Origin of the sequence: Ktedonospora formicarum, assembly GCF_016587355.1 — a bacterium.
Taxonomy (GTDB): Bacteria; Chloroflexota; Ktedonobacteria; order Ktedonobacterales; family Ktedonobacteraceae; genus Ktedonobacter; species Ktedonobacter formicarum.
Map to the genome: position 1 here is coordinate 1 of NZ_BNJF01000005.1, position 16,796 is coordinate 16,796.

A 16,796-nucleotide genomic window follows, 5' to 3' on the forward strand; every position below is an offset into this window, starting at 1 on the left:
CCGCAAACTCCAACGCAGAAGCACAATGTCTTTTTCTATTTGCCTTGCCGTCACTGTCGCTGTCGGCGTATAAAATGCCACTCTCGGCCTGGGATTGTCTGGTGACAACCGTGGCTGCACCACCCCATGCCAGGATAGTAATGGTTCAATCTCCCCCCAGTGCGCATATTCCTTTGCCGACTCCGTTTTGCCCACTCCTGCTGCTCCATAGCACAGGCCAATATACTGCCCGACTCGGCACTCCTCACAAAACTCCACAAAACGACGATACTCTTTTGTCTGCACAAACCGCTTCCAGAGCAGAGGGGCGCCCTCCTCTACCCAGTCCTCCTCACCTGGTCGCAAACCTCGTTCTGCCCTCGCACCTGCCACATCCTGTGCCTGGATCACCTTACTCATTGCGATACCTCTTCAGGCGTTTGGGTGAGAGAGCTGCCTCCTGCCCTCTCTGCAAACCTAACACATCGCTCTCTTCTCCTCGTTTTCCTGTTCCTTCTCTGGCTCCTGTGAAACAGCCCCATCCGTCCTCACCATCATCTTGGTATACCGCTTCACCAATGCTTCCCGCTCCACAATTTCCACTCGCAACTGTCTTCTCCGCCTCTGGCGGGCTGCCACAATCTCCTTCAAACTCACCGTTTGCCCAGACAATTCTGGACAGACCGCCCGGCAGACAAAACGATCCTCAAAAAACACCCGGAGTTCTGCAAGATCGAGTGGATCGTACCGAATCATGACCTCCTCCCCTACATAGGCCGAAAGCGTCGGATCGAGATACGCATAGCCTTCAAAGGCAATCCCACTCTGCTGTACTCGCCGCTTCCTAGCGACCTGCACTAATAACAAGTCCAACTGCTCCAACGATTCCGGCATTCTCGGCAAAAAGCCTTCTTCTTCCCAACGCTCCTGCGGCCCTTTGCGTTGTCCTTTTTGCACTCGACTATGATAGTCAGAGAGCAACCAATCCCGAAAGCACTGCTCAAAGTCCGAGAGCGTCATCACCCCTAATCTTTCTTTCTCTCTTCCTGGCTCAAGCGTCCTTGGCCAGGCTTCCTTCGGCGCATACCCAGGCAGTTGTTCCAACAACAGTTGCTCCACACTCCGAAAAAAACGCTCAATTTTGCCTCGTCCACGCGGGCGACCCACCTGCGAAAATACCAACTGCATCTTGAGATCCGCTCCCACCTGCTCCAGGTGCACGCTCGTGAAATCGCTCCCATGATCGGTATAAAACACATCAGGTATGCCACACACTTGCCATCGCGCATCTTCTTTTCGCCACATCGCCTGCCGCAGCGTCAACGCCGTCTGGATCGCGCTGGGAGATGACCAACTCAAACGATAGCCCGCAATGGCCCGGCTCTTATCGTCCTCTATCACCGTCAACCACGGTCGCCTACTCTTGCCCTGCTCATCTTTTACCCAGATCGGTAACAGACAATGATCCGCTTGCCACATCTCATTCGACCTGGCGGCTTCCCTCCGATATAAGAGCTCATATTCCTCCCGATACGCCTCCCCTCCCTCCTGCGCTAATGTCACTAGCGCCTGCGGGAGCGCCTTGACAATCTCATACACCTGCCGATAGCTCGGTTCCACCCATCCTTGCCCTAAGACAAGAGCACTCACCTGCCGCTGAATGGTGGCCACCGACCGACGCGGTTTACAGAGCGCCAATCCCTCGATCACTTTGATCATCTCTTCCGAAAGGTTGCGTCGCGTCCCTCGATCCGCGCGCGGTTGCCTCGCCAATCCACACAGCCCATCTTCACGATACTGGCGTATCCACCGTTGCAAGGTCGAAAGCGGCACCCCCGATGCTCGCGACTGCTCCGTTTGCGGCACCCCCTCTTCCACACACGCTCTTACCACTTCATACCGTCGATAGGCTTCCGCTCGCTGATCTTCGGGTATTTCCGAAAGCGTGGAAACTCGTCTCTCCATCTCATCAATACCTCCTCTGTCGCATCTCCTCCTCCTTCCCTCCCCTCACACCGCCAGAGTATACTCCACACACCGCCCTCTTGACCATCAATTTTCCATAAAAAAATGAGGCTCTCTGCCATCTTCAGAGACCCTCTTGGACCTGGCAACACTCACATCCTGCCAGTCTTTTCTCGCTCGCTTCTGCCAGCTGGTCAGATTACCTCATGTTTCTCGACAACTTTCCCCTCAAGAACTGCATCGCAACACAATGCCATCCTCTTATACTCGCTCTTTGAAGCTCTTTTTTCCACGCTTCATAAGGGGCCCTCTCCCCACGCTCCACATGCCACTTCTCCAGAGCAACTGGCATCTCCCGCAAAACTCTCCCTACGCTGTCGTTCCCCCATTCCCCCCTCCCTTTTCAGTCCCGTTTTCCCCTTTCCCTGACCCGCTTTTTTCTCCGCTCTCTGAGGGCTTCGCTCCTTTGCGCCCATCTCCTCCCTACAAACGCTCTTTTCTCCCTTTCTGCTTCCTCTACCACTCACTTAGCTCCGCAATTTCCCCTTCACCTAGCTTATCAATTTACAGGCAGGTACAATCACCTCCAGGCACCTTCGCCAACGTTCCCACCCGCTCTTTGGCCTCTTCATATTGCCGTTGCAATTCAGCAGGAGCACGCACAAACGCCTCATCCAACGATCCTAAATGCGTGGCAAAACGATCGAGGATCACATTCGCCGATGTCAACACCTGATGCCAGGGCGGAGCCGCATAATACCCAGTTACGCGGGTATTCTTCTGGTGCAACAGAACTGCTACAATATCGAGAGGAACCTGCTCAACATGATGGATATGCGTCGCAAACACATGCCGTAACAAGTGCGCCTTGAGCACAACAGCTTTTCCTTCCACCGTCTCAAACACCATCCCATGACATAAAAAACGGAGGCAGGCGGTAATCGCCGAAGGGGAGAGATGTTGCCCTCCATATTGAAAGAGATAGGGGTGATGCCCCGGAAACAGAGCTGCGCGTCCATGATGCTTGCAGAAGGCCACAGCAGGCACTGGCTCCCCTGGCCGTAAACCATAGTGATCCTGCAACATGAGAGCCACGCGTTCAAAGTGGCGACGCGTCTCTGGACCCACCACATACTCAGCAAGCCGAGTCATCCCTTTGGGAAGAAGCCGCACGAGGAGCCGTTGCGTCCCTTCAACCACCATGGTATATAAACAGTCGGCGGTCAATCGCACCTGCAAAAGTTCATTCATCCTCGCTCCGGTCGTGGTAAAGAAATCGAGGGCCGCCAGGCCAAAGGTCACGGCGGCAAAGAGCGGTTCCACCAGCAACAACGGTCCCTGAGCTCGTGCTTGCGCTTTTCGTAAAAAATTCGCTTGCTCAAACGGCCAGGCCAGCAAACCGGCAATCCCAGAACTAAATGGCTTGCACCTTCGCTCGATCTCGTATCCCCATGAATGCAGATACGCCTGCTTGCGCTTGACCTCTTCTGGCGTCCCTAAGCAGGGCCCTTCACTCAACAAATCATAGCGAAGCACATCTCCAAACCAGAGAAACTGCTCTGACATGAGGCCCGGCGAAGGATCATCCAGCAATTCCGTTCCCACCACTTCCAAGAAATAGGTGTTGTTCCCTGGACGAAATGCTCGAATTTGGCGCCGCGCCTCCCATCCCGTCGCACGCGAATACTGATCCGCATGAGCCAGCACAAAACTGCGCCGATCCCATAAGCGGGCATGCACCCGTTGTCTTGGATGGGTTTCTTCATAGGAAAACGCAACCGGACAACTCGCCTGCCCAGAAGTGACCAACGCAATGACCTCCCCGACTTTGGTTCGCAACCGAAAGAGTTGATTCCAACGCAGATGCGCTTCCCCGCGCAGCTTCGCAAAGTGCGGGGTCAGCGCATCCGTTTCGACTTGGCGCCGATGACGCTGGTCCTCAATCACCTCGGCCATGCGATCCAATTGATGGTCTATTCCCCGCGGCAGCAACGGAAATTCCCATTGGCCATAGATCGCTTGCAGATCTGCAGGCAACGCTCGTACATAATCATGCATATGATCAGCTGATGAGCGGTACCAGAATAAAAAATCTTGTTTGGTCTTCACGCTATCGGCACACACCTCATCATTGAGATACCGTGGCAAATGTTCGCATGGGTCCCAATCAGCAAAGGTACGCAACTGATACCGCGCAAACAGGTCTTGCCAACGCACATGCATTCCATAGAGGCGGCTGAGCACCGTTGCAACATTCAACCGGGCCGAGGTCAATAAGACCCCCACCATCAAGGCCAATGGATTGATCCAGGCAGTCCCTGCAACAGACTCCTTCAAATAGCGAATAGCCCGCCCATCGACCTGATCCCAATCCAAAGAAGGGGCCTGTAAAATACGAACATCTACCACATCCAGCAATTCACGCCAGGCCCCCACTTGAAGCCTCTCAAGATTCGTTCGTCGTCGTGGCATCACTTCCTCCTGCAGCCCCTCCCAAGGCCAACAACATTGCCCAGCCATCTTCCATCACTGCATCCCCTCGCAAAGAACCTGGTATCGACAGAACAGGCCTCTCCGGCTCTTGCATCACTTCCACTGTTGCAAGAGCCAACCTTTGGTAGATCATCTCCTGGATCCTGGCATGCCGCTCCGCTTGAAAAAAATGTTCATAGGCTCCCAATGTGCGCAGCACTGCGCCACCCCATGTATCGGACCAGGTCTTCCTTCCCACGCATCACCTCGTCTGGGGTCTGCGCACTCTCACTCACCTGCCGCATTGCCTGCGTCACATACCAGTGCCGCAATCCATGAATGTTCAAATCAATCCCTACCTTCGCACAGAGCGCGTACCAGTGCGGCTTGAATGCTTCATAGTCGTAGGGCTTGCCTCGTCGTGAGACAAAGAGAGGATCGTGGTCCTCTAACTGCTCCAACCGTCTTTGCTGACCATCCCATCGCCAACGCTCCGTGTTCACATACGCACGCACCATCCGCGCTGTCTCCGAGGAAAACCGAATAACCTTCACACGCCGCCCTCGGCTCCCCTTGCTAAACGTTGTCGCCTCCTGCGTGCATCCACGCGCTCGCCAATCTCCCACCAACAAACAGAGAATTTCTCGAATACGAGCCCCTGATTCATAGGCCATCCTGACCACAATCTGATCACGCAACCCCCACTGAGCCATTCTCATTCCCTGCGCCAGTCGTGCTGGCAAACTTGGATCATCCATCGGCTGGGGAATCCACTGCTCCTCTTGCAAACGGAAATAATTTTCCGAACAGCGGTGTCCTCGGGCAATCTCCATACCGCTGTACGCAGGCATACGTGGTCGCCTTCCTGCCGCACGACGCTCCGCTGCTTCCACCTCATGGAGCACCGCACTTGCCGTATCGATCAATGGATTGCCATAGGCATACCATCCTGCACGACACGCCATCTGGTAAAAGTGCTTGAGCGCGGCCAGAAACACTCGCACACTACTCGAACTCCCCTCTCTGAGTCCAATCACCTCATATCCTTGAGACCGACGCGCATGACACCGCAGCCGTTGCACCACATACTCGCGCACCAACTCGCGCACCGTCTCTGGCGCACTCTCCCAGCCTGTTCCATCGGCACACTGGCTCTCATGACTCAGGAGATAGGTGAAATACGGCAATAACACACGCACATAGGTTCGCGCGGCACCAGCCGACAAGATCTGGTTCATCTGCCAGGCAAACTCCGTCAACGCATAGTGGGGAGCACCCGTTCCATCCACTACCACTTCCCGATAACGGCTCGTCACCCCCTCCGGACACGACACACACCGAAAAACTCCCATACTCTGACTCATACACCTCTTTTCCACATCACACACATGACACCTCGTACGCTTCTACAACGTACTCTCCTCTATCCTGGCCCCTCATGGTACTCAGGTTGGGCCCCCTTTTCCTTCATTACCGATTACTTCCATGCTCGTGAAATCGCTCCCATGATCGGTAGACAAACACGCGGGAACCCCATGAATGGGCCAGCGCGAATCATCCTTAACTCTGATGGCCCAGCGCCTCCTCAGGGCTGAAGGGGCAAGCCGATAGCCTGCAAGGCAACGACTCTACTCGTCCTCTCTCGCCGTCAACAACGGCAGCTGCGCTTTTCCCTACTCATTTTTGAGGAAGATACGTCACTGACAGTGATCAGCCTGCCAGATCGCATTCGCACACGTGGCCTCGCGAGGCCATAGAAGAGCACATGCCTCCCGATACGCCACCGCTCCGCGCCTCGGCCCAGCGTCACAAGACTCGGGAAGCTGTCCAACCATTCGATACACCTGGGCACGCCTTTGGAAGCGGGCACTGGTACTCCTGGACGACCTGGCTCACCTACGAACGAAGCCACCGCTGCACCGTTTTCAGCGGGATACCAGGCACCCGTGCGACCTTGGTTTGACACACCACGCGCCTCAAGTGGAGGACGAATGACACGAAAACGTTGGAAGGCTTGCTGGCACCGGTCCTCTGCCATCGCCATCCGCTTGTTCCCTTCTCCACAGACACCATTGTCTCTATCAACACATCAACATCTCCCACTATACCCTACAAAACGAGAGAAATCTAGGGAAACAAGAGTATTTTTATTTTTCACGCCTTTACATAGAATAAGACGAATATATAGTAAGAGCGGAAGCACAAGCAAAATCTGTTCCCTTTGCGTACGGTGGCCCCACACGCAGCACCTGCTGGAGCCCACCCCTCGGCGCTCCTCTCTGGCAAGGAGTGCGTTGCGGCGGGGCGGCTCTGCTTCCACTGCCGCAACGCACATCCTCCTCATATATGCAGGTGCAAAGCGAACAACATGCGAAAGCGACTATAGGAATTTTCGCAAAGAAGGAACGTCTCTCTCGTCTCTCCCTCCCTCAAAGCGAGACTGGCGCATGGAAGAGATGAGCTCTGCCCTCTGCATTTGCCCCTGGACGCTTTGCAGGAAGGCTTCTTCAACACCAATCATATCGAAGCCTTTCTTCATACGTCATATTCCTAAACACACCCTTTCTCAGAACACTCCTTCTTCAATAGCGACTATCAGGTGCAGTTGGCTACCATCTTTTCGCATCTACTGACCAGGCTTTTGCTTTCTTCGATATTCTCCACAATTCGTGCACCCCCCTGGATAACTTCGTGGAAAAATGGGTTGCGCCGTGCCCTACGGTTCAGGTATCCTTTGGAGGAACGAGTGTTCTTCCCCTTCCTGCGCCCGGCGGTGGCCCTTCTATTTCTTCTCTGATCGTTTGTGCTTTTTCTTCTCAAAGGAGAGAACCACTATGCCTGCAACTATCGAGGGAGAGGAGCCTCGTCTGGCCCCACGCAGTCTCCTTGTACGTCGCCGCCTGAGGTCCCAGCCCGCGAAAGCGCCAGCCGTTCAGACAGCGCGTGCCTCTCAATTCGCCAAACCACGTGCACAGCGCCCTGTCACGACTGAAGAGGTACAGGAATTCTCGCGATCGTCAGTTCCACCGTCGAAAACGTCCCGAGGAGGGAACTGGCTCCTGCCTCTTGGGTTGGGAATGTTTTGCGCCTTACTGCTTGCCCTCGCTGGATCGGCGGCGATGAGTTGGAGTAGTCGATATATTGACGATGTTCACTACGGCTATCCAAGGACAACCCAGGTAGACCACTTTGTGGGCCACGAAATCGATCCACACGTACAAACCCATTTTATGGCCATGAATCTCAAGGGACAGGTGTTGATTTTCGAGGTTCCTGGCGCCGATCCACAACATGCGCGACTCCCGCAAGGCCCGCGCCTTGTTGGCCCTGGTGCTGACTTGGCACCGGTCATGCTCACCTTCTCAGGCGATGCACGCCATCCAGATCTGGTGGCGACCATAGACGGCCTCCAGGTCGTCTTCCACAATACAGGAACAACCTTTGAGCCAATGCGGTAGAGGGCAGATCATGGGTATCACACCACTAGGGTATTACACCTCGCGGTCATAGTGGAGAGTGCTACCCTCGATTCTCACGTTAGAGTACACCCAGTACTCCTCACCCAGGGCCACTTGTGCGCATCTGCCCAAGGGCGACCATAGCAAGCGCTAGCGCGCCCAATGGCATCTTGGACAACAGGGGGATCATGACAAAGGGTTGCTCATCAAAAACACCAGAGAACGCAGAAATGGTTCTGCTCCCGCCCCTACATGCTGCGTGATATTCGACGGCTATACGAACAACTTGACTTTTCTCTGCTCTTCAGGTACACTTGATAGGTACACTTTTTTGAGAGACCATTTGGGCTCTCTCTTTTTTTCCCTCATTTCCCTCTTCTTGCGCAAGAACACCCCCTCCCATGCTCTTTTTACGCGACACACAGCTTTTCACCTTCCTCATCCTTGCCCCCAAAAGCATCAGAGAAAACAGGAACTGTTCTCCCCCTGTACCCACATACTGCGTGAGATCGGCTCTCACCTTTGGACTCCTTGCCCACCGTACACTATGCTCCTCATGCTCACATACCCCTTCTCGCAACAGCACCCCACATGGCCGTCACACGCCCATCCTTCTGCACAGAACCGCCGCGAGACGCCGATTGGACACACGCGACCTGCTCTCGCCCCTTTCACCAGAGTACGCTCTATCCTCACCGCACTTCCACCCTCACCCATTCCTGGCTCCATCACCGAAAAATGCACACTGCTAAAATCTGTTCCATGATCGGTATAAAACACCTCAGGAATCCCACACACGGGGCCCTCGCGCATCTTCTTTCCGAAAGACGCGCCTGCCGCAGCGTTAACGCCGTCTGGATGGCGACTTCCAGCTGACCAACTGAAACGATACCCGGCAATCGCCCGGCTCACGCGCGTCCTCGATCACTGTCAACCACGGTCGTCCACTCTTGCCTTGCCCATCTTTCACCAGAATCGGCAACAGACAATGATCGGCTTGCCACATCTCATTGGACCTCGCTGCGCGCACGACGATACAGCAGCTCATATCCTTCCCGCGCTTCTCTCCCCTCCCTCCTTCGCCAACGTCATTAGCCCCTGGGGAAGTTCTTTCACGATCCGATACACCTGCGCATAGCTGGGTTCTTCCCATCCCTGTTCTCACGCAATCTTGCTCACCTGTCGCGCTCATCGTCGCCATCGATCTGCGCGGTTTGCGCAACGCCAATACGCGCGATCAGTTTGATCACTTCTTCCGACAGGTTGCGCCGCGTTCCTCGATCTGCACGTGGTTGCCTGGCTCATCCACACAGCCCATCCTCACGATAATGCTTGATCCATCGTTGTAAGGTCGACAGTGGCACTCCTGACACCCGCGCCTGCTCGGTTTGCGGAATCCCTTCTTCCACACAGGCTCTCACCACGCGCCTATCTGCGATACGCTTCCACACGCTGCTCTTCTGTGAGTTCCGTCAACGGAGGAACGTCTCTCTCCATCTAATCACCCTCTCCTCTCCTTGCGCGCTCCTCCTTCCCTCTCCCAACTCCCAACCAACACCGCCTGAGTCTACTCTGATCAGTGCCCTCTTGACCATTCATTTTCTCTAAAAAATGAGGTACTCCGCCTTCGCGTGTCCCCTCTCTCAACCTTGTCACACTGACCTCCTCTCGGCTCTTTTCCCGCTCGCGCCGCCCCATGGTTCCACCTCTTCATTTTTCTCGACAGTTTTTCCCTCAAGCACCAGATCACGCGCATCATGCCATCCTCTTTGACCCATTCTTTGAGCGCTTTTTTGACAGGCTTCTTGAGGGCCGAACGACTGCGCTCCACATCTCGCTTCCCACAGCAAGCGGCTTCTCCTCATTCTCAGGGATCGCGGGATGCCTTCCGCCTTTGCTCCTTTCCGCCCTTCCCTCTCCTCACTCAGTTGCGTCCAGTTTGGCTCTTTCTTTGAGGCGCTTTTTTTCGCACTTCCTGAGGGGACTCGCCACTTTCATCCCTCTCCTTCTTATTTTCCCTCTTCTACCTCTTTTCAATCATCCTACCACTCATTTATCCTCTCAATTTCACCCTCATCTCTATTATCGATTTACACCTCGTTGCGCTTGAGAGCGTAGCGAAGAATATTACCTTTGTTGTAGTAGGTATCGGCATCGTTGGGATCGAGGCGGATGGCTTGATCGTAGGCAGCCAAGGCCTCCTCATAGCGCTTGAGATCGTTAAGAGCGACACCTTTGTTGTTGCAGGCGTAAGCATAGCGAGGATTGAGACGGATCGCTTGATCGTAGGCAGCTAAGGCTTCCTCGTTGCGCTTGAGAGCATTAAGAGCATTGCCTTTGTTGTTGTAGGTATCGGCATCGTTGGGATCGAGACGGATCACTTGATCGTAGGCAGCCAAGGCCTCCTCGTAGCGTTTCGCCTTCTGATGATCCCTTCCTACACTGAACCATTCCTCTTTCGTGTTACTTCGTGATGCTATCGCAGGAGATGTCGGAGCCAACGGGGGCTGCGCGAATGCTTCTCGCAACGCCAACACAAACGCCTCCACGGAGGCATGCCTCTCGGCCCGTTGCTTGCTCAGAGCTTTGAGCACAGCGACTTCCATGGCCGGTGGGATCTGAGCATTCCGTTGAGCAGGGGGAATTGGTTGTTCATAAAGATGCTGGGCACCCATGGCGAAAAAATCCGCAGCCTCAAAGGGTCGTCGCCCCGTCAACAGTTCGTAGGCAATACACCCCAGCGCATACTGGTCGCCCTCTTTGCTTACCATCCCTCGAAACTGTTCTGGAGCCATGTAGAAGGGTGTCCCAACAATCGTGGTACTCTGTTTGACACTGGCGGAGAGGATAGCGGCAATACCAAAATCTGCCAGCAAGACCTCGCCCTGGGCATCAAAGAGGATGTTCTCCGGTTTGAGGTCACGATGAATGATATTGAGGGAATGGGCGTGGTGTAAGGCCTGTCCAAGCTGCTCCATGATGGTCAAGGCCTCTGTCATGGGCAGTGGTGATTGGCGTTGGAGCAGATCGCGCAGGGACCCCCAGGGGCATAATCGGCGATCATGTAGGACTGTCCCTCACTGAAGCCGAAGTCAAGCAGAGCAAGGATATGAGGATGCTTGAGCTCGGAAAGGATCTGCGCTTCTTGCGCAAAGAGCGCACGCTCCTTCTCCGAGAAGAGATGGCGATGGAGGAACTTGATCGCCACCAGACGATGCTTCAGGTGGAGATGCTCGGCTTGGTAGACGCTGCCGAAGGCTCCACGATTAATCGCTGCGGTAATACGATAGTTGTGAATCACTGTCCCAAGCAATGGATCTGTCCCCATGATGGCTAGCTCCCCTTCATCCTGTTCGTGAGAATACATGCTGCATTGAACAGCATCTATTGTAGCAAACACACCTATCAATGACAACCGGGAACCAACGCATGTGCATCCTTGCTCTGAGCAAGGAGGCGAGAAGCCAGGCTTGACCCGGTGTCCCCTGTGAAAGGAGATGCATCGGCTAAGCAACAGAGCGCTGAGAGCGTGTTTTGGAACACGCTCTCACGAAGAGGAGACCTCCGCTTCTTCCGGCTTCCCCCAGGAAAAAGCGGTCGGCTCCTCAGCGATGTGGATCATCTCCGTGATCGGTTCGGGCTTGCGGTTGGAAGAAGGCCTGATCTCCTCCTCATGCGCTGCCTCCTAAACCCTGTATTATGTGCCGCACGTCCTCTACCCATGCTTCCTGGCTTTTTGTACGCCAAGCAGAGAAGCTTGATGAGAAACGCCATCAGTCTGTTGAGCAAATTTGTCAAGCGCATCTGGACTTGGAGACCGCCTACCAATTAGGACAAGGCCTCGTCATGATGCTCGCGGAGCGCCGAGGAGCGGATCTGGTCGCTTGGCTGATCCAGGCTGAACAAAGCGGTCCGCCCGAATTCAAAAAAATGGCGAAGGGGATTCGCCTCGATTATGCAGCCGTCAAAACAGTATTTTCTTCCGAGTGGAGCAATGGTCAGGTCGAAGCGCAGGTCAATTGCTTGAAGCTTCAGAAACGGATCGTGTTCGGTAGGGCCAACTTCGACTTACTGCGGCTTCGTGTCCTCTGCCGCGTCTAGAAGGCTATATTCCGTTCTAGTTCACATTCCTCCCCAAAGTCTCACAAGAGATCTCTTTCTTCGCAAACAAGCTGGCTCACTTTTTATGAGAAGAAGCCCCTTTTCACTTATCAACAACAGTGCTTCCAGTAAGAGCACCTCGATCATCACTCCTTCGCAGAAAAAGGCCCGTTTGTGCGAAAATCGCTTCGCTGCGATCTCTGCCAGATCATCCACATGGGCCAGGCTCGCGCGACCATCGAGCTAGCGTACAGGTAAGACGTAAGCAAGAGAGCGGCAAGGTTTGGCGCGAAATGGCACATTCTTTCCCTCCAGGGCTTTCCAATTCTAGAAGAGGAGGTGAAAAAGAAGAGCTTTCCTTGTAGAATACAAAAACCAAGACCTACAAAGGAAAACTCTGCATGGACTATAACATATGGACGCTAACAGCGCGAGCCGAAGAGGATCCTGAGAGAGTTCCAGTGACCTCGCTTTATCAGAGCTTACAAGCACTTTCAGACAAGAGAAGAGGACAAGGGAAGCGCTACGAACTCGCCTTGATTCTCTCGCTCCTTGTGCTCGCCAAGTTGGCAGGGCAAAAGACCCTGAGTGGAGCCACCGAATGGATTCGTCATCGCGGAGGGGTTCTCGCACAGCGCTTCGGGCTGCGTCGGGAGAAGATGCCATGCCAGATGACCTACTGCAATGTGCTCGCAAGAGTAGATGACAAGCACCTCGACGTGCTGCTTTCAGCCTTTTTCACCCGGTGGGAGGCCCAAAGCCGCTGTGGGGAGGAACCAAGTCGCTTACACACCCCATCTGCCCAAGCGGATCATGCTCACATTGCCATTGATGGCAAAACGTTGAGAGGGACCACCCAAGGGGCTCATCCTGTACATCAACTCAGTTGTTATGAGGTGGCAACGGGCACGGTGCTGTGGCATTGCAACGTGGGGGAGAAAGAGAACGAAATCAGCGCCCTCAAACCCTTGTTGACCTCTACCTGCGTGAGTGGACGCATTCTGACACTGGATGCTATGCACACGCAACGGGCATTGTGTGCTCTGGTGCAGCAGTTGGGAGGGGACTACCTCCTCATCGCCAAAGGCAACCAGCCGACGCTGCGAGAGGACATTGCGGATCTGCTGGATGATCCCTTCCCTGATCGGCGGCGCTGGCAGCAGGCAGAGACCTGGAGCAAGGGTCATGGGCGGTTGGAACATCGCCAACTCCTCTGTAGTCCAGATCTCAATGAGTGGTTTGGCAGAGATTGGGTCGGTATTGAACAGGTTTTTCGCCTCCAACGAACGACACGCCTTCTCAAGTCAGGCAAGATGCGCCACGAGGTGGTGTACGGGATCAGCAGTCTCTCGTTACGTCAGGCTCCTCCTGCACGAATACTTGAGCTTATCAGGGCGCATTGGGCCATTGAAAATCGCCTCCATTATCGACGAGATGTCTCCCTAGGCGAAGATAGCTGCCAGACGCGCACTGGCTCAGTTCCCAGCCTGCTTGCTCAGCTCAATAGTACGGCATTAAGCCTTATGGATCACCTTGGGGTTCGCAATGTCGCTCGCCAGATGCGCTTCTTGGATGCTCATCTGGACCAGGCTCTCAATCTTCTTCTCACTGGGCAATGTTCCGTTTATTAGAATTGGAAAGCCCTGTCTTTCCCTCCATCTCTCTTGAATTGGCGGCACCAAGATGCTATGCTGCAAGAGAAGTTCACGTCCTTGTTCATCCTCTCTATGATGGGAGTTCGAACGTATGCGCCGGGTTGCTCATGTGTGACCCTCGCGTACCGGTCGCTTCGGCGTTTGTGGCTCGCTATCGCGCTGAGACTATGACGCCAGGAGTGTGAAGGACATAACAACACATGCTCACTGTGTGCTTGACGGACTTCGGTACAACCTGCGACTACAAACCCGTAGTAGCAGCCCTTGCCCGATCCTTGGAGAACTCGCATGCGTGCAAAGAAAGCTCTCGACGTGAGCTTCGTCGTGGGCATCTTCGTGGTCTGCGTCAACGGCAAGATCAAGACGACACTCAGCTACTCTCAGCACTATGTCACCGCCGATGGGAGGCCTCCCGCCATCTGCGGTGACATCGAGAGGATCTCGAAGCAGAGCGAAGGCAGTTCGTTCGACGACCTCAAGGCCTCACTCAAGAGGAAGCTGGGGTCGTGCCCCCGGGAGGGCGTGACCGTGGAGATGTTCAAGGACATCGACATACACCCGGACAAGATCAGGGCCAGTGCCCCCCGTTGGATGCCCTCGGGCGTCCACGAGTGGGTGAAGGACTGCGCCTCGCCGGAGGTTTTGGGGCTTCCCGACCCCGCGTTCAAGGTCATCGTCATCAAGATGTCCGAGGACTGAGTCTCCAACGTAACATCAGGCACACGGATGCGCCGCTCGTCCCTCCTTGCTGGGCGAGCGGCGCGTCGCTTTCGCTCAAAAGTGGCTAGGCCTGCGCGACCGCCTCGCCGCTCTGCCAGAGGCTGCGCATCTCCTCATTGGTCGCAAGGAGTTCGACGAGCGTGCCTTGAGCGTCGATCTTGCCATCCTTGAGGACGATGATATGGTCGGCGCGGGAGAGATCGATAGCCATAATGTGCGCTCCGTGACGCAGGGAAGCCTGCTCCAGCATATCGGGAGAGTTACACAGGAAACCTACTTGTTCAACGCGACAATTCGCGAGAAAGAAGCCTACGGACATTCCGGCGCTGCTGATGAAGAGGTGATTGCCGCTGCGCAGGCTGCACAGATCCACGAACGCATTCTGCAACTGCCTCGCAACTACGTGCTCTCAGGTGGAGAGAAGCAGCGCGTCGCCATCGCTCGTGTCTTACTCAAAAATCCACGCATCTTGATTCTCGGCGAGGCGACTAGCGCCCTCGATACACACTCCGAGCGCCTCATTCAAGCAGCACTCGCTGAACTCCAGACGGGGCGCACGACGCTGGCGATTGCGCACCGCCTCTCGACGATTCTCACTGCCGACCAGATCCTGGTCATGAACGCTGGACGCATCGTCGAGCGTGGAGCGCACGCCCAACTCCTCCAGCAAGGTGGGCTCTATGCCCAATTCTACCTATGAGCAAGTGTCATTGCGCTCAACGCTACCACATCTCTTCTGCCAAACCGAGCAATACGATGCCTCCCCTAACACAAGGAGCCCGCCGCGAAAGGAGGCAAAAACACCGCTTCTCAAAGCCTCCTTCTCCTCACTGAGAAAGCGTTTCCGCATCTTCTGGCTTCCCCCAAGGGAACGCCGTTGACTCTTCAGCAATATGGATCATCTCCGTGATCGGTTCGGGCTTTCGGTTGAAGGAGGGCTTGATCTCCAAACGCGCATGATGGGCCTTGATCTCCTCCTCATGCGTTTCGAGAGAGGCATTGATGGCTTCTTTACGCCCACCAACCAGCTTCTGGATCGCCAGCGTGGTCATAGACCAGCGCTCCAACGGACGGCGCGTCTCATTCCACTGCATCAGCGTATGCACGGCTCGACGATACCGTTCATTGCCTGCTTCAGGAGCCTTCATCCCTGCCAGTTTGGACGTAGGCATGGCGCCGTAGCGTTCGCTATCGTGTCGCCTCGCCTGGCTGCGCAGGTGGCGCGCCTCTCGCTCCCCCGCTGCGAGAAGATAGGCCAACAGATCCGATGTTCCCATCTGGGCCATCCCTTCCCGTAGCAGGGCAGCCGTCTCTGCTGGCACAGTGAGGTGCTCCAAGGAGAGCGAGACCTTCCCCTCCTGGCGCACCCACTGCCTTGTGCAGTTCCTTTGACGACCTGCGCAACCGAAAATGCTCATCGATACTCAATGGACGCGTCGCGACAAAAACAGTCGTTGGCCCTCGCCTTCTTCCAGCCACAACACCTGAGCCAGGGCGAGCGTTTGTTGCACAACCTGACATTGACAAAGACAGTCAGCAGCACCGAATAGGTATCGCTCGCCCACAACTTCAGGTCACATCAGATAACCACAAACTGGAGACCATATGACCATCAATGAATACTTTGCTCCTGATATATAGCAACACCTTCAGCGTGCGGAAGATCTGGGTTCTCACGGCCTCCTCGCTTTTCCCAAGCTGACCAGCCATATCTATGTATCTCATCTCATAGACAAAACGCCATCTCAGCAGCCGTTGCTGCAAAGGAGGTAATGCACGTACGGCCTCATCAAGGTACATAGCTGCTTCATGCCGCAAGGCCGTCTGCTCGGGACGATATCTCTCGTTCTCATAGAGCTCGTCACATATCTCCTCCAGAGGAACACACTCCAATGTGCGGTAGACATCAATCACTTTGTTCCTGGCAACACGCCACATCCAACGTTGTTGTGCCTCTTCTGACCAGAACTGCATACATGAGTTCTCCAAGATGGTTGTAAAGATTTCTCCCTGCACATCCTCTGCCTCTTCACAAGAGGCGAGACGCTTCCAGTGCTCCTTCGTCAGTTTTGACTGACCTGTAACGGCGGGAAGCGACCTTTCATCAGCAAATGTGCTCATCAGTGGTCCTCTCGCTCTCGGTTGGCCTGGCGCGATGGTGTGCTAGCGCTTGACATATCCTGACGACCGTTGCTGCCACCGTCTGTTGCTGTGGTTCCGAGAGGCCGATCCAGACCTGTGCGTTTTGAATGGGGGGAACGTCCAGGACAAGCTTCGTCTGCTGATTCCCTCGTGGAGACATGTGGTGGTTGTGATCGCGATTCATGTTGGGTCTCCCTTCCATCTTCCTCTCCCACTTCCCTTTCTGGTGTTGGTTGTGGGCATATGTGAGAGTACACGTGGATGAGGGATGTCATTGTGGCTACATTAAGAGGAAATGGAGCAG

15 protein-coding genes and 2 pseudogenes are annotated in these 16,796 nt (G+C 54.9%); 5 read left to right on the forward strand and 12 right to left on the reverse strand.

All coding sequences use genetic code 11. From position 1 onward, the window contains the following. The 5 genes from K3T82_RS36220 to K3T82_RS36240 form a co-directional block, all read right to left on the reverse strand. On the reverse strand, nucleotides 1-399 hold a 399-nt coding region (locus K3T82_RS36220; RefSeq protein ID WP_220198382.1), incomplete at its 3' end, for a TniB family NTP-binding protein. 57 nt (nucleotides 400-456) lie between these two features. Continuing rightward, nucleotides 457-1,944, reverse strand: a complete 1,488-nt coding sequence (locus K3T82_RS36225) for a Mu transposase C-terminal domain-containing protein (RefSeq protein ID WP_220198383.1) — start codon at nucleotides 1,942-1,944, stop codon at nucleotides 457-459. A 564-nt stretch (nucleotides 1,945-2,508) separates the two neighbouring features. Next, nucleotides 2,509-4,416, reverse strand: coding sequence for a hypothetical protein (locus tag K3T82_RS36230; RefSeq protein WP_220198384.1), 1,908 nt, complete (start codon nucleotides 4,414-4,416; stop codon nucleotides 2,509-2,511). A gap of 194 nt (nucleotides 4,417-4,610) precedes the next feature. After that, nucleotides 4,611-5,780: a tyrosine-type recombinase/integrase gene (locus K3T82_RS36235; RefSeq protein ID WP_220198385.1), complete on the reverse strand. Its 1,170-nt coding sequence runs from the start codon at nucleotides 5,778-5,780 to the stop codon at nucleotides 4,611-4,613. A 284-nt stretch (nucleotides 5,781-6,064) separates the two neighbouring features. Further along, on the reverse strand, nucleotides 6,065-6,460 hold the full coding sequence (locus K3T82_RS36240) for a hypothetical protein (RefSeq protein WP_220198386.1): 396 nt from the start codon (nucleotides 6,458-6,460) through the stop codon (nucleotides 6,065-6,067). Between the two features lie 790 nt (nucleotides 6,461-7,250). Here K3T82_RS36240 and K3T82_RS36245 point away from each other — a divergent pair. After that, on the forward strand, nucleotides 7,251-7,874 hold the full coding sequence (locus K3T82_RS36245; protein WP_220198387.1) for a hypothetical protein: 624 nt from the start codon (nucleotides 7,251-7,253) through the stop codon (nucleotides 7,872-7,874). An 844-nt stretch (nucleotides 7,875-8,718) separates the two neighbouring features. Here K3T82_RS36245 and K3T82_RS36250 read toward each other — a convergent pair. From K3T82_RS36250 to K3T82_RS50445, 4 genes and pseudogenes are all read right to left on the reverse strand, one after another. After that, nucleotides 8,719-8,922, reverse strand: coding sequence for a hypothetical protein (locus K3T82_RS36250; RefSeq protein WP_220198388.1), 204 nt, complete (start codon nucleotides 8,920-8,922; stop codon nucleotides 8,719-8,721). Between the two features lie 253 nt (nucleotides 8,923-9,175). Beyond that, a complete protein-coding gene (locus tag K3T82_RS50435) occupies nucleotides 9,176-9,325 on the reverse strand; it encodes a helix-turn-helix domain-containing protein (protein WP_220198389.1) in 150 nt (49 codons plus the stop codon). Between the two features lie 639 nt (nucleotides 9,326-9,964). Next, nucleotides 9,965-10,480 carry a tetratricopeptide repeat protein gene (locus K3T82_RS50440; RefSeq protein WP_420799385.1) on the reverse strand — a complete coding sequence of 172 codons (516 nt, stop codon included), beginning with the start codon at nucleotides 10,478-10,480 and terminating at the stop codon, nucleotides 9,965-9,967. Between the two features lie 12 nt (nucleotides 10,481-10,492). Then, nucleotides 10,493-11,241, reverse strand: a pseudogene (locus K3T82_RS50445) (serine/threonine-protein kinase); the annotation flags it as partial. Nucleotides 11,242-11,573: 332 nt separating this feature from the next. Here K3T82_RS50445 and K3T82_RS36270 point away from each other — a divergent pair. The 4 genes and pseudogenes from K3T82_RS36270 to K3T82_RS36285 form a co-directional block, all read left to right on the forward strand. Continuing rightward, complete coding sequence (locus K3T82_RS36270; protein ID WP_220198392.1) at nucleotides 11,574-11,975, forward strand: transposase; 402 nt, start codon at nucleotides 11,574-11,576, stop codon at nucleotides 11,973-11,975. A 401-nt stretch (nucleotides 11,976-12,376) separates the two neighbouring features. Next, a complete protein-coding gene (locus K3T82_RS36275; RefSeq protein ID WP_220191658.1) occupies nucleotides 12,377-13,606 on the forward strand; it encodes an ISAs1 family transposase in 1,230 nt (409 codons plus the stop codon). A 312-nt stretch (nucleotides 13,607-13,918) separates the two neighbouring features. Beyond that, nucleotides 13,919-14,329 (forward strand): hypothetical protein, encoded by a 411-nt coding sequence (locus tag K3T82_RS36280; protein WP_220198393.1) that lies wholly within the window; start codon nucleotides 13,919-13,921, stop codon nucleotides 14,327-14,329. A gap of 208 nt (nucleotides 14,330-14,537) precedes the next feature. Continuing rightward, nucleotides 14,538-15,050 (forward strand): annotated as a pseudogene (locus K3T82_RS36285) (ATP-binding cassette domain-containing protein); the annotation flags it as partial. Nucleotides 15,051-15,177: 127 nt separating this feature from the next. Here the strand turns inward: K3T82_RS36285 and K3T82_RS36290 are convergent. The 3 genes from K3T82_RS36290 to K3T82_RS36300 all read right to left on the reverse strand — a co-directional run bounded on the left by K3T82_RS36290 (nucleotide 15,178) and on the right by K3T82_RS36300 (nucleotide 16,676). Beyond that, nucleotides 15,178-15,768, reverse strand: coding sequence for a hypothetical protein (locus K3T82_RS36290; protein WP_220198394.1), 591 nt, complete (start codon nucleotides 15,766-15,768; stop codon nucleotides 15,178-15,180). A 151-nt stretch (nucleotides 15,769-15,919) separates the two neighbouring features. After that, the gene (locus tag K3T82_RS36295) at nucleotides 15,920-16,471 is read right to left on the reverse strand and encodes an RNA polymerase sigma factor (RefSeq protein ID WP_220198395.1); all 552 of its coding nucleotides are present in this window, start codon (nucleotides 16,469-16,471) and stop codon (nucleotides 15,920-15,922) included. Then, a complete protein-coding gene (locus K3T82_RS36300; protein WP_220198396.1) occupies nucleotides 16,455-16,676 on the reverse strand; it encodes a hypothetical protein in 222 nt (73 codons plus the stop codon). Before K3T82_RS36300 ends, K3T82_RS36295 begins: the two co-directional genes overlap by 17 nt. Nucleotides 16,677-16,796: the final 120 nt, after the last annotated feature.

Bases quoted from the DNA above. Each gene is read 5' to 3' on its own strand.
- K3T82_RS36235 (WP_220198385.1), bottom strand. From the start codon at position 5,780: ATGAGTCAGAGTATGGGAGTTTTTCGGTGTGTGTCGTGTCCGGAGGGG.
- K3T82_RS36240 (WP_220198386.1), bottom strand. From the start codon at position 6,460: ATGGCGATGGCAGAGGACCGGTGCCAGCAAGCCTTCCAACGTTTTCGT.
- K3T82_RS36230 (WP_220198384.1), bottom strand. From the start codon at position 4,416: ATGCCACGACGACGAACGAATCTTGAGAGGCTTCAAGTGGGGGCCTGG.
- K3T82_RS36275 (WP_220191658.1), top strand. From the start codon at position 12,377: ATGGACTATAACATATGGACGCTAACAGCGCGAGCCGAAGAGGATCCT.
- K3T82_RS36245 (WP_220198387.1), top strand. From the start codon at position 7,251: ATGCCTGCAACTATCGAGGGAGAGGAGCCTCGTCTGGCCCCACGCAGT.
- K3T82_RS36270 (WP_220198392.1), top strand. From the start codon at position 11,574: ATGTGCCGCACGTCCTCTACCCATGCTTCCTGGCTTTTTGTACGCCAA.
- K3T82_RS36225 (WP_220198383.1), bottom strand. From the start codon at position 1,944: ATGGAGAGACGAGTTTCCACGCTTTCGGAAATACCCGAAGATCAGCGA.
- K3T82_RS50440 (WP_420799385.1), bottom strand. From the start codon at position 10,480: ATGGAAGTCGCTGTGCTCAAAGCTCTGAGCAAGCAACGGGCCGAGAGG.
- K3T82_RS36280 (WP_220198393.1), top strand. From the start codon at position 13,919: ATGCGTGCAAAGAAAGCTCTCGACGTGAGCTTCGTCGTGGGCATCTTC.
- K3T82_RS36295 (WP_220198395.1), bottom strand. From the start codon at position 16,471: ATGAGCACATTTGCTGATGAAAGGTCGCTTCCCGCCGTTACAGGTCAG.
- K3T82_RS36300 (WP_220198396.1), bottom strand. From the start codon at position 16,676: ATGAATCGCGATCACAACCACCACATGTCTCCACGAGGGAATCAGCAG.
- K3T82_RS36250 (WP_220198388.1), bottom strand. From the start codon at position 8,922: ATGAGCTGCTGTATCGTCGTGCGCGCAGCGAGGTCCAATGAGATGTGG.
- K3T82_RS36290 (WP_220198394.1), bottom strand. From the start codon at position 15,768: ATGAGCATTTTCGGTTGCGCAGGTCGTCAAAGGAACTGCACAAGGCAG.